Genomic DNA, 13,887 nt, shown 5'->3' on the forward strand with positions numbered 1-13,887 from the left:
ATAGATGATAACCTTATTAGAAGTGAATGAATTGCGCCCCGCCATGGTACAGGAGTTATCTGAATTATTAATTCAAGTCGTCGAGAACGGCGCTTCAATCGGATTTCTGCCACCATTAAATATGGAAGAGGCGAACGCTTACTGGGAGCAAGTATTAGGCGATAGTGTAGTGCTCTGGATCGCTAAGCATAATGAGCAAATTGTAGGGACGGTACAACTTCATCTGGCGATGAGGGCCAATGGAAGCCATCGGGCTGAAATTGCCAAACTTATGGTACATCCGAATGCAAGAAGGGGCGGTATTGCAAGGCAGCTTCTGCAGTTATTGGAGAATACAGCTTCCGAGATGAGAAGAACACTAATTATTTTAGATACTAGAGCGGGCGATCCTTCTAACCTTCTATATCAATCGTTAGGTTATATTGAAGCAGGACGTATACCTAATTTTGCAAAATCTGCAAATGGACATTTGGACGACACCATTTTTTATTATAAAGAGATTTAATGGAGGTTGACAACGTTCTAAGTGTTTAGGATATGATAAACTTACTTATATACAATTAACGAGTTTTTCAGCTAAAGAAGATGTACCATTATTACTCAAATTACAAGTATGCCATGTTGTGCTTATCTACTCTTGAAATAAAGATGTTATTGGTTCCCTAAAAATGGAATATGTTGTAGAATAGGGTGAATTCTAAAATCTCCCTAAAGCATAGGGCATATTGCGGGTGAAACTATGAAAAAGTGTTTAGCACTCATTTTAGTAGTAGTTGTATCAGTTGGGGTTTCTTCTTCGGTATCTGCACATTCGGGCAGACTTGATAAGAATGGTGGTCACAATTGTTCGGCAAAGTCGAAGCAAAAAGGATTGTGTACTGGATATCATTATCATAACAAAAGAAAATAAGCATTCATGAACCCAGCTGCATCGTTTCTTTTATAGCTGGGTTTATTTTATGAAAAGGGGTGTGTCGTTAATGAAAATTAGAATTGCTGTTCCTGCAGATGCGCAAGGCATTGCTGAGGTACATGTTGCTAGTTGGAGATCCACCTATAGGGGTATTGTGTCTGATGCTTACTTAGCTCAGTTGAATACGGAATCCAAAAAGGAATTTTGGGAGTCACAACTCAATCTCCCTGAGGCAAAGGAATTTATATTTGTAGCAGAACATGAGACCGATGGCATAGTGGGATTTATTAGCGGAGGCAAGACACGAGAACCCGAACTCGTATATGGTGCAGAGATTTATGCGGTATATATCTTGCAAAGTATGCAGCAGCAAGGCATCGGAACGGGGTTATTTCAAGCACTTTCTAGGGCATTTAAGCGAAATGGATATACCTCGATGATGCTTTGGGTGATTGAAGGTAACCCATCGACTGCGTTTTATAAAAAAATGGGTGGGCAGGAAGTAGTGAAGAGGGGGATCAAAGTTGGACATGATGAATTAAGCGAAATCGCATTAGGTTGGAAGCATACTGAATAAAGGCAGATATAATTTTCTTTAATTCTTTTATATAGAAAAAGCGCCCCTTCCACAGATGTGGAAGGAGCGCTTTTAATAAGGGTATTATCTCACGATAATATTAGTTACTCTTCATTCCGCTCATTGCGCGGAAATCTGGAATGGTTGGGTTACCAAGGTAATGTCCACCTTCAACTTCAATCGTTTGTCCTGTAAGGAACTTAACTTCATCAGATGCTAGGAATAGCACTGTGTTTGCAATATCTTCAGGCTCGCCGTGGTAAGGAAGCGCATTGTATCTCATAAATGTTTTTTGTAGTTCTGGGGACAAGTTGTTCTTAGCAGCAGGAGTTAGAATAAGTCCTGGAGCTACAGCGTTACAACGGATATTGTGCATACCGTATTGAGTCGCTACATATTTAGTCAGGTGTACAACTGCAGCCTTCGAAGCGCCGTAAGCTGTACGGATTGCATCCGATGCAAATGCAGCCATCGAAGCTGTATTAATAATCGATCCACCGCCTGCTTCAATCATATGAGGGATGGCATATTTACATCCAATGAGTACACTCTTCAGGTTAACATCCATCAAACGATCCCATTCATCAAGATCCAAATTAAGAACGTCTAGATCCTTTTTCAAATTAGTCAAACCTACGTTGTTGAATAGGATATTCACAGTACCATATTTTTCAACCGTTTTCTCGATGGTTTCTTTAATGGATTCTTCTTTCGAAGCATCTAGGAATATTCCGATTGCTTCTCCACCTTGACTCACAATTTCTTGTGCTGCTTCTTCTGCACCTTTTTGATTGAAATCGGCAATAACAACCTTAGCACCTTCTTTAGCTAGTACTTGTGCTGTAGCTAAACCGATTCCGGAAGCTCCACCTGTGACAACTGCAACTTTTCCTTGTACGCGACCCATATGTTTATTCCTCCTGAATGTGAATGATGACTGAAAGCGAATCATTTTAGTATAAGCTAACTATTTAATAATTAATCTTCTACGTAAATATTTCGACTACAGTGTTTTTTAGCATTGAAAAGTATAGCCCATGAAATTTATAAAATCAAATGATGAGATGCTGTTATTTGAAAAAGAAGATTAGGATGTGTTTTTCCATGACTACAAATGTACCATTAATTAGTAATCAGCATATTACGTTCCGAAAAGCGAATATTAGTGATGTGAGTTTTATGATCAAAACAGAGCAGCATCCAGATATTCGTCCATATCTTATCGTCTGGTCGAATGAGCAGCACCAGATCGCTATGCATGATGCCAATTACTTACATATTATCATTGAGGATTCATACCATCGAGCTGTAGGTTATATTATCCTTAGAGGGCTTCTAAATACCCATGACAGTATTGAATTTATGCGGATTGCTATCGCTGAACAAGGCAAAGGTTGGGGGAAGGAAGCAGTGAAGCTACTGATAACCTATACATTTGAACAATTGAAAGCTCACCGACTTTGGGTGGATGTGAAAGAACAGAATTTGCGAGCGCAGTATATATATCGAAACTGTGGTTTTCAGCAAGAAGGTGTTTTACGAGATTGTTTAAAAATAGCTGAGGGTACATATGAATCCTTGATGATTATGTCGATTCTGAACACCCGCAAGATAACGCCTCAAGTGGGTTGAATAATAGATGAATAAGTGACATTAATTTGTTTCGGTTGTAACTATATTGCAACGACTTTACGCATGAAATGATCTATATTAAAAATATAAGATCAACCAGCTTGCAAAGGGCGTTTAGAAACGATTCAGCAGGGTAATGGATGATATGGAAAAGAAATACAATGTTCCATAAAGGAGATCATCGTTATGAGAAAAATTTCATTATTTACAACCATGATAGTGTTGTCCCTGCTGACTTTTGTGACCTCTGCAAATGCTGTCGGATACGAGAATAAGACGGTACCACAAATTACCGATCATAGTCCTGTGAATACTACAGCTATGTTATCGTCCATAGAACAACGCGAAGGTCATCTGTACATACAAGCCGATAAGATCGAATGGTATGAAGGTGCTGCGGCTGATAAGAAGTTTTTAGAACGTGAGCAAGATATTGGTGATATGACCGGTGCTCCTGATGGTTATTATATTGTTAATGATGATATTCAATATCAAACTTATGAAATTGATCCAGACGCTCAAGTGTTAATGCAGCTTTATGATCATGATGGCACTTACGAGGGCATGAATATTCAGTGGAATGAGCCTGTGACTCTAGAGAAATACAAGGCTATTATGGATAACGATACATTAATGGATATGAAGACATTTCCTTATCATTTGACGCTGAAAGACGGTAAAGTAGTTAAAATCGTACAGCAATATATTCCATAAGATGAATATGAAAAAAAGGCTTCCACCAAAGGTGGAAGCCTTTTTATACAATTTCAAAAGATATCCATGCTCAAATATCTTTCACCTGTATCCGGTGCAATGCAGAGTACACGCTTGCCAGGACCTAGCTTACGTGCAACTTGAAGTGCAGTCCAAACAGATGCACCTGAGGAAGGACCAACAAGAATTCCTTCTTCGCGCGCTAATCTTCTTGTTGTTGTAATAGCGTCTTCATCTGAGACTTGATAAATTTCATCATACACATCTGTGTTTAATATGGTTGGGATGAAGCCCGGGCTCGTTCCCACAAGCTTATGGGGACCTGGTTCACCGCCAGATAGTACAGGTGAACCCTTCGGCTCAGCCACATAAATTTGAATGCCAGGAATCCGCTCACGAAGTACTTCACCCGTTCCCGTAATCGTTCCACCCGTGCCTGCGGTAGCAACGAAGGCATCTAAACGTCCATCCATTTGTTCAATAATTTCAATTGCGGTTGTTACGCGGTGGATATCAGGATTGGCTTTATTCTCAAATTGCTGCGGAACGAAGCTATCTGCAATTTCCGCGTGCAATTGTTGAGCTTTTTGAATAGCTCCCGGCATACGCTGTGCGGAAGGTGTGAGTACGACTTCAGCTCCATATGCTTTAAGCAAATTGATCCGTTCCTTAGTCATATTGTCTGGCATGATCATAATTGCACGGTAGCCTTTGGCAGCAGCATTCATTGCTAATCCAATACCGGTATTCCCACTGGTCGGTTCAATAATAGTAGAACCTGGTTTAAGTAGGCCATCACGTTCTGCCTGTTCAATCAAGTTAAAAGCAGCTCGATCCTTCACGCTACCACTTGGATTAAAAGATTCTAGCTTCACATATACTTCTGCGTCTTGTTCACCAGTCAGGCGATGAAGCCGAACAGCAGGAGTATCTCCGATTAACTCCGTAATATGATTAACAATCTTGTTGTGACTCATAAGGGATAGGCTCCTTTTTCAATAATCTATTAAACCTATAGGGTTGTAGGAATATTATAAGCGTTGTTGAATATGATCTCAATTCAAACATTTATTTGTTTAGGTCTTTGTTTTCTCCTAAGTTGACTAGGTATGACGAAGAATAGGAGATACATGAGTACAAAAATGAATCCAGCGAGGAGCTCTTCTACAAATAAGTAATAAGGATAGGGTCCCAGGAAATCAAGAATAGAAGGGGTATCTGGCTTGGACATTAGAAACATGTAGTTAGATCCTAAGAGGTAATCAGCCGTACCAATAATAACGGCTAGGATGTTGAGGAATATCATCGTGAGTCCAATCGATTTCCATGTTGGCCTGTATCCTTCAATCCAAGTCATATAAAGGGAGGCAAGTACGATAAATATATGTGCGATGAAAAACTGTAGAAAGCGAAAATGTGGGTATCCGTAACCGATATTCGGTGTAATTAGTGCTTGCAGCGCACCGCCAATCCCAGCAAAGAAAAGAATTTGATATAATATATGGTTGCGTGTAATCATCATGACGATGGATAGCAGTAGAGAGATACTGCACAATTCAAGGGGAAGAGTATAGCGGATGCTCCAGCTTCCGTTTAGAATATTCCATCCATCTAGACCGATTTCAGACAACATAAGAATGCCAATTATTGTATAACGTAGTGTTCTTTTAGCAATAGAGCTATGTTGAATGATGGATTTGAAAGTGAGCATGAATACCGAAACCAATAGCAGTGCAAGAAGAAAAACCAGATGAGGTGTGGAGAAAAGCACGAATGAATTCGTCGTCATGGTACGACCTCCCGTGGCTTGAGCAATTTTATTCCAATTATAGCAAATGCTAATGATAACGGGATACACTTAAATATGATATTTGAATAGATACATAAGTGCTTTTGTGTGTATACCTAACGTATATAGGTTAAGAGTTAGATAGAGTCCAAATAGGTCATAATAATAGGACAATGGAGTCGATTGAAATGAATCAAGAAAATTTATTTAACGGACATGTTCAGATTGGATTAACGGGTTGGGGAGACCATGACGATATTTATCCAAAAGGGATTAAATCTGGACAGAAGCTCCATGACTACAGTGTTCAGTTTCCTTTAGTAGAATTGGACAGTTCTTTCTATGGTATTCCATCTCCTGAGCGGATGCTTAACTGGAGCTTACAAACGCCAGAGCACTTTGGATTTATTGTAAAGGCTTATCAAGGAATGACTGGGCATGCGCGAGGTGAAAGTCCATATCCTGATTCTAAAACGATGTTTATGCGATTTCGTGAGTCGGTAGAAGTTATGCAGCAACAAGGGAAACTGAAAGCCGTCTTATTTCAATATCCACCGTGGTTTGATTGTCAGCATAAACATGTGGATATTCTTCGGCGTACACGAGAGTGGATGAAAGGCTTGCCGCTTGCTCTGGAATTCCGCAATCAGAGCTGGTTCAGTGAAGATATGCGTGAACGTACGCTTCTTTTTATGAGGGAAGAGGAATGGATTCATACCATTTGCGATGAGCCTCAGGCAGGGGAAGGTTCGGTGCCAACGGTGCTCGTACCTACACGTGATGATATCACGTTAGTACGTATGCATGGAAGGCATACAGCAGGTTGGCATGCTAGTGGACAACCTAACTGGAGGGAAATCAGATACCTGTATCGTTATAGCGAGCAGGAGCTGATAGAGTGGAGAGACCATATACGCGAATTACTCCGTTCAACTCGGGAATGTTGGGTCGTTTTTAATAATAATTCGGGAGGCGATGCTGCTTCCAATGCAAGACAGCTTATGTCGTTGCTTGGAATGGAACTGCCTCAGCTCCCGCCGGCCCAATTATCTCTTTTTGATGATCATAATTAGAGAAAAACATGAATTCAGCTCTTTTTATAGAGATATTTATCTTGATTGATCTGTTTTTTAGATCATAACTATATTAAATGGTTATTTTAGGTATGGTGACGTTACGTTTATAATAGAGGATGAAGCTGCTTGCAGTTTTGTGGAACGGCTTACAAGATCCTTATTCTGATTGTCCGTCTAACAGCTGTAAATTGAACGGATTATTCATTTCATATGACTATTAAAAAATCTATGCGGAGGTATCACGTTAACGATGATAACCAATAAGCAAGACACGAAGCAAGACACACAAGCGCAAGGACAATGGGAAAATTATTACGGTCCCAATTTGGGTTATGTTCAAGAGCAGTACGAACGTTTCGTAAACGATCCTCAGTCTGTTGATGAGGCGTACCGCAAAGTCTTTACACTTTGGGGAGCTCCCCCTTCAGATACGACTGTTGCATCTGTACCGGTAGCCCCAGTCAGCCAACTGCAAGCAGATAGTAATCTGCTGAAGAAGGGCGTTGATGCCGGGAAACTGGTATGGAACATTCGGGCTTATGGACATTTAGCAGCAGACATTGATCCAATTGGCATTATTCCGGCTGCGGATACACGTTTGCTTGAACCTGAGCAATACGGTCTGAGCCAATCAGATCTAGCAGCATTCCCTGCATCCATGATCTGGGATTTAGCACCTGATGATGTACAAACAGGTTGGGATGCTATTCAGAAGTTGCGTCAAATTTATACAGGCACGATTGCCTATGAATTTAGTCACGTACACGAAGTAGAAGAGCGGATCTGGCTTAATCGCAAAGCAGAATGTGGAACGACTCCTGCACCACTTGATGCTGGGGAGAAGAAAGCTCTGCTTGAAAGACTTCTTGAAGTTGAACAGTTTGAAGAATTCTTGCATCGTACATTTGTAGGACAGAAGCGTTTCTCCATTGAGGGTAACGATGTTCTTGTACCAATGCTAGATGAAGTTGTACGTAACATGATTGATGGCGGAGCAGAGCATGTCCTGATGGGTATGGCGCATCGGGGTCGCTTGAATGTTCTAGCTCACGTTTTAGGTAAACCATACGATAAGATTTTTGCTGAATTCCAGCACTCCCCTAACAAGAAGCTGTTCCCATCTGAAGGTTCAATGGGTATCAATTTCGGATGGACAGGGGACGTGAAGTACCACTTAGGCGCTAAACGCGTATTTAAAGACGGTAGTGAAATTCAGGCTCGTATTACACTGGCTAATAATCCGAGTCACTTGGAATTTGTTAATCCTGTCGTTGAAGGATTCGCTCGTGCTGCGCAGGAAGATCGTACGCAGCCTGGTTACCCTCTACAGGATGTAAACAAAGCTGCTACGGTTCTGATTCATGGCGATTCAGCATTCCCAGGTGAGGGTATTGTTGCTGAGACCTTGAATTTCAATAAACTGGCAGGATTCCAGAACGGCGGAACCATTCATATTATTGCCAATAATAATATTGGTTTTACAACAGAAAGCAGAGATTCACGTTCTACGCATTATGCAAGCGATTTGGCTAAAGGTTACGAGATTCCAATTGTTCACGTAAACGCGGACGATCCGGAAGCTTGTATTACGGCGATGCGGATGGCAAGTGAATATCGTAATAAATTTAAGAAAGACTTCTTGATTGATCTTGTGGGATACCGTCGTTACGGACACAACGAAACAGATGATCCAGATACAACTCAGCCTTTGATTTATCAGAAGGTGAAGAATCATCCGCGTGTTGCGAGTATTTATGCGGACTCCTTGAAGAAGGAAGGTTCTGTATCTAAGGAGCAAGCAGATCAGTTGCTGCAGGAAGTTCAGACTCGTCTTAAAGACGCTTACGATTTAATCAAGGACAAGGAACAAGAGCCAGCGAGTACGAATATCCAGACGCCTAGTGGTGAACGTGTTGCTGCAATTAAGACAGCCGTGTCACTGGATAAGCTACGCGAAATGAATACAGAGCTGCTTAAACGCCCTGATTCATTTAATGTATATCCGAAGCTGCAACGTATTCTTGAGCGGCGTGAAGGTGCGCTTAATGAAGGCGAGAAGGTGGATTGGAGTTTAGCGGAGACATTGGCTTTCGCTTCCATTCTGGCAGATGGCAAACCTATTCGATTAACAGGTCAAGATGCTGAGCGTGCAACGTTTGCACATCGTAACTTGGTGCTTCATGACACTGAGAATGGTGGAACATACTGTCCTTTGCATAAATTGCCGCAAGCTCGTGCTTCCTTTGCAATCTATAACAGCCCATTATCTGAAGCGTCTGTGCTCGGATTTGAATATGGCTATAACGTATATTCACCAGAGACTATGGTCATCTGGGAAGCTCAATTCGGAGATTTCTCCAACTGTGCACAGGTTATTACGGATCAGTTCATCTCGGCAGGTCGTTCGAAGTGGGGTCAGAAATCTAGCTTGACTATGCTACTACCTCACGGTTATGAAGGACAGGGACCAGAGCATTCAAGTGCTCGTCTGGAACGCTTCCTACAACTCTGTGGTGAAGAGAACTTCACGGTTGCTAATGTAACGACTGCCGCGCAGTATTTCCATTTGCTCCGCCGTCAGGCTGCATTAACGGAAAGTGAAGATGCTAGACCACTAATTGTGATGTCTCCGAAGAGCTTAATTCGTAATCCACGTGTTGCTTCAGATCGCTTGGCATTTAGTGAGGGTGGATTCAAGTCTGTACTGGAACAGCAAGGAATGGGTGAGAAAGCTAAGCTCGTAGAACGCATTGTATTGTGTAGTGGTAAAATTGCTGTAGAACTGGAAGAGGCGCTGGATAAAGAAGAGAAGAAGGGCTTGAATTGGCTTCACATTATTCGTGTGGAACAATTGTACCCGTTCCCTGAACAAGAAATCAGCGATATCTTAGCCCGCTACAGTAATTTGAAAGAAATTTTGTGGGTTCAAGAAGAACCTGAAAACATGGGTGCATGGCGCTATGCTGAATCAAACATTCGTAAAATTGCTCCTAAAAATGTAGCAATTAACTATAACGGTCGCCCAGAACGTTCGAGTACCGCTAGTGGTTTTTCACAAGTGCATAGTTTCGAACAGAATCAAATTGTTTCAACAGCTCTAAATCAAAATTCTATTCAACATAATATTACCTTGGGGAGGTAGCCGCATTGAGCGACATTACAGTACCAGCAATGGGAGAGTCCATTACAGAAGGAACAATATATAAATGGCATGTACAGGAAGGTGCAGCTGTCAGTCAAGGAGACGTACTTTTAGAACTTGAGACAGATAAAGTAAACTTGGAGATCAGTGCAGAACAAGATGGAGTTATTCAGAAAATCCTTCGTCAAGAAGGAGATACTGTTCTCATCGGTGAAGTGATTGGTCGTATCGGAGCAGCGGGTGAATCAGCTGCTGCGCCTAAGGCAGAAGAAGCTCCTGCTCCGCAGGCGGCACCAGCTTCAACTCCAGCACCATCACCAGCTCCAGTAGCTGCTGCTGAACCAGCGCGCACCTCGGATCAAGGCGACTCTTTCTTGGCTGCTTCACCAGCAGCTCGAAAGCTTGCTAGAGAACATGGTATTGATCTTGAGCAAGTATCAAGCCGCGATACAAAAGGCCGTATTTACCAAGAAAACGTGAAGAACTTTGCTGAAGGTAAAGCGGAGCCAGCTCCTGCGCGTCCTGCGCAAACACCAGCTCCAGTAGCTTCAGCTGCTTCGCAGCAAGCAGAAGTTCCAGGCAAACCAGCGGAACGTACGAAGATGTCTCGTCGTCGTGCAACGATTGCTAAGCGCTTGGTAGAGGCTCAGCAAACAGCAGCGATGCTTACGACATTTAACGAAGTTGACATGACTGCGATTATGGATGTTCGTAAACGTCGTAAAGATTCTTTTAAAGAGAAGCATGAGATTGGTCTTGGCTTTATGTCATTCTTCACCAAAGCAGTTGTAGGTGCGCTGAAGAAATTCCCGCATCTGAATGCTGAAATTGATGGGGAAGATATTATCGTCAAGAAATACTATGATATCGGTATTGCTGTTTCTGCTAAAGAAGGACTCGTTGTTCCTGTTGTGCGTGACGCAGACCGTCTCGGATTTGCAGGTATTGAGAAGGAGATTGCTTCTTTGGCTGGCAAAGCTCGTAACAACTCGCTTGCATTGTCTGAGCTTCAAGGCGGAACCTTCACAATTACAAACGGAGGTACATTTGGTTCGTTGTTATCTACTCCGATCCTAAATGCTCCACAAGTTGGTATTTTGGGAATGCACAAAATTCAACTTCGTCCTGTAGCCATTGATGCAGAACGTATGGAGAATCGTCCAATGATGTATATTGCTTTGTCATACGATCACCGTATTGTTGATGGTAGTGAAGCTGTTCGCTTCTTGGTAGCTGTCAAAGAAATGCTGGAAGATCCAGAATCACTATTACTTGAAGGTTAATCTTTCAATATAACGAATGATACTAGAAAAGCTAAACGTTCAATTGACGTTTAGGCTTTTCTTTGGTATGTAAGTAAATGATGAACATAGAGAATGTTTGACTTGGAGAGCAAATTGAACTATTCTTTACATATATAATATACCCCATAGGGTATATTGAGTGCGGGGGAGGAAAATGAGTGAGTACTGGAACAATCGTAAATATATTGTTAGTGCTGTTTGTAGTCTGGATGTTGTATAGGATGTTTGCACCGATTAAAGGTCTCAACCAATTACAGGACGAGCCTTTTCGAAGTAAAATGGAGCAGTCTAAGAATAAGCAACTGATTGATGTAAGAGAAGTACATGAATTTAAGAAAGGTCACATTTCTGGCGCTGTGAATATACCGTTAGCGCATATTGAGGGCAGATCTGCGGATATTTCCAAAAATGGTGATGTGTTCGTGTATTGCCAAAGTGGCATGAGAAGTAAGCAAGCAGCAAAGATTTTGTTGAAGAATGGTTGTAAGGAAGTGAATAATCTGAGTGGAGGTATATCCTCTTGGACAGGCTCACGTAATAAATAACAAGCTATTGATTTGCTAATCCTGTTTCTTCTACGCAACTATAAGAAGCAGGATTTTTTAATGTGTATCAAGAAGAAAGAGAAAAAGTACTGAAAAAACACAAAAAAGATGGAATTCAAGCTCGCCATCTTTTTAAAATACGGTAATCGTGTTTATATATATGTGTACTTACAAATGTTTAAATTATGTTATAGCCTATTAGCAAAGCGACGGATGTGTTGACGAATTATTCAATCTTTCGAGTTTGCGCATAATTTCTTTCTGCCATTTGATGTCTTGTAGTTCTTTTGCAAGATTAAGCAAATCTAGATAATCATCAACGCGCAGAGAAGCGTATTGAGTTGGGGCTTTCACCATGGTCGTCGACTCCTTATTCGTATGTTATGAATAGTATTGTATCACATTCTCTTTCTAATTGATAATGTTTCTCATTATTTTTTTATAAATATAATTCACAGAGGAGAAATTATAATGAAATTAAATATGGACGTGAGGGAACCTGTGCGTTGGCTCGAATGGGCTAAACAAATACAGGCTATAGCTCAAACGGGGATAACTTATACTGCTGATGTCTACGATCAAGAGCGGTATGAGCAATTACGTGAATTAAGCGTAGAAATTATGGAGCAATATACAAACGTAAATGATAGCAAGCTTACGGAATTGTTTGCGAGTGAACGAGGTTATGCGACTCCGAAGGTAGACGTTCGCGGCGTGATTTTTCGCGGTGAAGATGAAATTTTATTAGTTCGTGAAAAGAAAGAAGGCGTATGGTCGTTACCGGGGGGATGGGCTGACATTGGATTTTCTCCATCGGAAATTGCAGTTAAGGAAGTTCATGAGGAATCTGGCTACGAAGTAAAGCCCTTACAACTTCTTGCTGTTCTTGATAATCACAAGCATAATCCGCCAGGACCTTATCAAGCGTACAAAATGTTTATTTCATGTGAAATAACGGGTGGACAAGCTAAGATTGGAATAGAAACGAGTGGGGTGCAATTTTTCAAGGAAAATGATTTACCGAAGCTTTCTCAGGATCGAAATACCGATGCACAGATACATATGATGTTTCAATTGAAGCGTCAACCCGAACAGATCCCATTGTTTGATTAATGGAATGATTTTGAAGACCACTGCGTACGCAGTGTTACCAAACCAGACATCCAGAAAGTAGTGGTGTAGGATGCTCCAAACATTCATTTCAACGGTTTACCATGTTTTTTTGCCTATTTCACTTCCAGTCATAGGTGGGGCATTGATCAGAAAGTTTAAGAAGATAGATACAAAACCACTTTCCGTTCTCTCACTTTATATACTCAGCCCAGCACTTATTTTGGATACATTATTAAAAGCTAATATTACGTATGGTGATGTGACTCAAACCACACTATTCTGCATCATTAATTTATTGTTACTGTGGGGAATTTCAACAGGTGTAGGAAAGATATTGTCGCTGCCTCCAGCAGAACGATCTGGACTTACACTGATCACACTGTTTACGAATTGTGTAAATTATGGGCTGCCGCTTGTCTTACTTGCATTAGGGCAGGCAGGGCTGGATAAGGCCTCGGTATACGTCATTATTCAAATTATTATAGTGAATACGATAGGCGTTTACTTTGCTGCTAGATCTCATTTCTCTATGAAGCAAGCGACGCTATCCGTTTTTAAGCTCCCATCGATTTATGCTGCTGCAATAGCTATGATCCTTAGGATGACAAATGTAGAGTTGCCACAAGGCTTAGATCAAGGCGTTTCGATGTTAGCTGGGGCTTACGCTTCAATGGCACTTATTGTGCTGGGAGCCCAAATGGTAAGTGCGAACAAACAGGAGTCAGCAACATTAACGTCTTCTATGAATAAAGCCTTTTACGCGGGTCTCGTACTGCGGATGATTCTATCACCACTTGCTTCTGCTCTTATTCTATACATTATGGGAGTGCGAGGGATCTTGTTTGATGTTCTCCTCATCTTGAGTTCAATGCCTGCCGCAGTAAATGCAGTCATTTTAGCCGAACAGTTTGATGCTGCGCCGAAGGTCGTGACGAAGTGTATCTTGTGGACGACGCTTGCTTCTTTCATCATGCTGCCATTGATGATAGGTTGGATGCAGTAAATCACAATTACTTGGGGAATACATATATAATGAATCCATATATGAGGAATACATATCAAGATGTTATCTGTTAGAATAG

At 41.4% G+C, this 13,887-nt stretch carries 15 protein-coding genes; 11 read left to right on the top strand and 4 right to left on the bottom strand.

The window, feature by feature from the left end:
- Positions 1 to 4: 4 nt before the first annotated feature.
- The 3 genes from JCM16418_RS00285 to JCM16418_RS00290 all read left to right on the top strand — a co-directional run bounded on the left by JCM16418_RS00285 (position 5) and on the right by JCM16418_RS00290 (position 1,490).
- Positions 5 to 505 carry a GNAT family N-acetyltransferase gene (locus JCM16418_RS00285; RefSeq protein WP_036645053.1) on the top strand — a complete coding sequence of 167 codons (501 nt, stop codon included), beginning with the start codon at positions 5 to 7 and terminating at the stop codon, positions 503 to 505.
- A 234-nt stretch (positions 506 to 739) separates the two neighbouring features.
- The gene (locus tag JCM16418_RS24495; protein WP_148298711.1) at positions 740 to 910 is read left to right on the top strand and encodes a YHYH domain-containing protein; all 171 of its coding nucleotides are present in this window, start codon (positions 740 to 742) and stop codon (positions 908 to 910) included.
- A 70-nt stretch (positions 911 to 980) separates the two neighbouring features.
- Complete coding sequence (locus JCM16418_RS00290; RefSeq protein WP_036645056.1) at positions 981 to 1,490, top strand: GNAT family N-acetyltransferase; 510 nt, start codon at positions 981 to 983, stop codon at positions 1,488 to 1,490.
- A gap of 100 nt (positions 1,491 to 1,590) precedes the next feature.
- Here the strand turns inward: JCM16418_RS00290 and JCM16418_RS00295 are convergent, their stop codons facing one another.
- Entirely contained in the window at positions 1,591 to 2,397 is an 807-nt protein-coding gene (locus tag JCM16418_RS00295; RefSeq protein ID WP_036645058.1) for an SDR family NAD(P)-dependent oxidoreductase, read from the bottom strand.
- Between the two features lie 197 nt (positions 2,398 to 2,594).
- On the opposite strand from JCM16418_RS00295, the gene JCM16418_RS00300 reads away from it, so the two are divergent.
- Positions 2,595 to 3,122: a GNAT family N-acetyltransferase gene (locus tag JCM16418_RS00300; RefSeq protein ID WP_036645062.1), complete on the top strand. Its 528-nt coding sequence runs from the start codon at positions 2,595 to 2,597 to the stop codon at positions 3,120 to 3,122.
- A gap of 186 nt (positions 3,123 to 3,308) precedes the next feature.
- Complete coding sequence (locus JCM16418_RS00305; protein ID WP_036645067.1) at positions 3,309 to 3,836, top strand: hypothetical protein; 528 nt, start codon at positions 3,309 to 3,311, stop codon at positions 3,834 to 3,836.
- 53 nt (positions 3,837 to 3,889) lie between these two features.
- Here JCM16418_RS00305 and cysK read toward each other — a convergent pair whose 3' ends face one another.
- Both cysK and JCM16418_RS00315 read right to left on the bottom strand, forming a co-directional pair.
- Positions 3,890 to 4,813: a cysteine synthase A gene (cysK, locus tag JCM16418_RS00310; RefSeq protein WP_036645070.1), complete on the bottom strand. Its 924-nt coding sequence runs from the start codon at positions 4,811 to 4,813 to the stop codon at positions 3,890 to 3,892.
- An 83-nt stretch (positions 4,814 to 4,896) separates the two neighbouring features.
- Positions 4,897 to 5,625, bottom strand: coding sequence for a YwaF family protein (locus JCM16418_RS00315; protein WP_036645076.1), 729 nt, complete (start codon positions 5,623 to 5,625; stop codon positions 4,897 to 4,899).
- A 188-nt stretch (positions 5,626 to 5,813) separates the two neighbouring features.
- Here JCM16418_RS00315 and JCM16418_RS00320 point away from each other — a divergent pair, with 188 nt between their 5' ends.
- The 4 genes from JCM16418_RS00320 (at position 5,814) to JCM16418_RS00335 (ending at position 11,692) form a co-directional block, all read left to right on the top strand.
- On the top strand, positions 5,814 to 6,698 hold the full coding sequence (locus JCM16418_RS00320) for a DUF72 domain-containing protein (protein ID WP_036645078.1): 885 nt from the start codon (positions 5,814 to 5,816) through the stop codon (positions 6,696 to 6,698).
- Between the two features lie 253 nt (positions 6,699 to 6,951).
- Positions 6,952 to 9,843, top strand: coding sequence for a 2-oxoglutarate dehydrogenase E1 component (locus JCM16418_RS00325; protein WP_036645080.1), 2,892 nt, complete (start codon positions 6,952 to 6,954; stop codon positions 9,841 to 9,843).
- Positions 9,844 to 9,848: 5 nt separating this feature from the next.
- Positions 9,849 to 11,126: a 2-oxoglutarate dehydrogenase complex dihydrolipoyllysine-residue succinyltransferase gene (odhB, locus tag JCM16418_RS00330; RefSeq protein WP_036645082.1), complete on the top strand. Its 1,278-nt coding sequence runs from the start codon at positions 9,849 to 9,851 to the stop codon at positions 11,124 to 11,126.
- Positions 11,127 to 11,305: 179 nt separating this feature from the next.
- On the top strand, positions 11,306 to 11,692 hold the full coding sequence (locus tag JCM16418_RS00335) for a rhodanese-like domain-containing protein (protein ID WP_036645085.1): 387 nt from the start codon (positions 11,306 to 11,308) through the stop codon (positions 11,690 to 11,692).
- Positions 11,693 to 11,890: 198 nt separating this feature from the next.
- Here the strand turns inward: JCM16418_RS00335 and JCM16418_RS25270 are convergent, their stop codons facing one another.
- Positions 11,891 to 12,049 carry a hypothetical protein gene (locus JCM16418_RS25270; protein ID WP_162832466.1) on the bottom strand — a complete coding sequence of 53 codons (159 nt, stop codon included), beginning with the start codon at positions 12,047 to 12,049 and terminating at the stop codon, positions 11,891 to 11,893.
- Positions 12,050 to 12,163: 114 nt separating this feature from the next.
- Between JCM16418_RS25270 and JCM16418_RS00340 the strand changes: the two genes are divergently transcribed.
- On the top strand, positions 12,164 to 12,805 hold the full coding sequence (locus JCM16418_RS00340; protein ID WP_242403664.1) for an NUDIX hydrolase: 642 nt from the start codon (positions 12,164 to 12,166) through the stop codon (positions 12,803 to 12,805).
- 70 nt (positions 12,806 to 12,875) lie between these two features.
- Positions 12,876 to 13,808: an AEC family transporter gene (locus JCM16418_RS00345; RefSeq protein WP_036645087.1), complete on the top strand. Its 933-nt coding sequence runs from the start codon at positions 12,876 to 12,878 to the stop codon at positions 13,806 to 13,808.
- Positions 13,809 to 13,887: the final 79 nt, after the last annotated feature.

The sequence above is a fragment of the Paenibacillus pini JCM 16418 genome, from assembly GCF_000576305.1.
Lineage (GTDB): Bacteria > Bacillota > Bacilli > Paenibacillales > Paenibacillaceae > Paenibacillus_AQ > Paenibacillus_AQ pini.

Coding starts and splice junctions, on each gene's coding strand:
- JCM16418_RS00285 (WP_036645053.1), top strand. CDS start 5: ATGATAACCTTATTAGAAGTGAATGAATTGCGCCCCGCCATGGTACAG.
- JCM16418_RS24495 (WP_148298711.1), top strand. CDS start 740: ATGAAAAAGTGTTTAGCACTCATTTTAGTAGTAGTTGTATCAGTTGGG.
- JCM16418_RS00290 (WP_036645056.1), top strand. CDS start 981: ATGAAAATTAGAATTGCTGTTCCTGCAGATGCGCAAGGCATTGCTGAG.
- JCM16418_RS00295 (WP_036645058.1), bottom strand. CDS start 2,397: ATGGGTCGCGTACAAGGAAAAGTTGCAGTTGTCACAGGTGGAGCTTCC.
- JCM16418_RS00300 (WP_036645062.1), top strand. CDS start 2,595: ATGACTACAAATGTACCATTAATTAGTAATCAGCATATTACGTTCCGA.
- JCM16418_RS00305 (WP_036645067.1), top strand. CDS start 3,309: ATGAGAAAAATTTCATTATTTACAACCATGATAGTGTTGTCCCTGCTG.
- cysK (WP_036645070.1), bottom strand. CDS start 4,813: ATGAGTCACAACAAGATTGTTAATCATATTACGGAGTTAATCGGAGAT.
- JCM16418_RS00315 (WP_036645076.1), bottom strand. CDS start 5,625: ATGACGACGAATTCATTCGTGCTTTTCTCCACACCTCATCTGGTTTTT.
- JCM16418_RS00320 (WP_036645078.1), top strand. CDS start 5,814: ATGAATCAAGAAAATTTATTTAACGGACATGTTCAGATTGGATTAACG.
- JCM16418_RS00325 (WP_036645080.1), top strand. CDS start 6,952: ATGATAACCAATAAGCAAGACACGAAGCAAGACACACAAGCGCAAGGA.
- JCM16418_RS25270 (WP_162832466.1), bottom strand. CDS start 12,049: ATGGTGAAAGCCCCAACTCAATACGCTTCTCTGCGCGTTGATGATTAT.
- JCM16418_RS00340 (WP_242403664.1), top strand. CDS start 12,164: ATGAAATTAAATATGGACGTGAGGGAACCTGTGCGTTGGCTCGAATGG.
- JCM16418_RS00345 (WP_036645087.1), top strand. CDS start 12,876: ATGCTCCAAACATTCATTTCAACGGTTTACCATGTTTTTTTGCCTATT.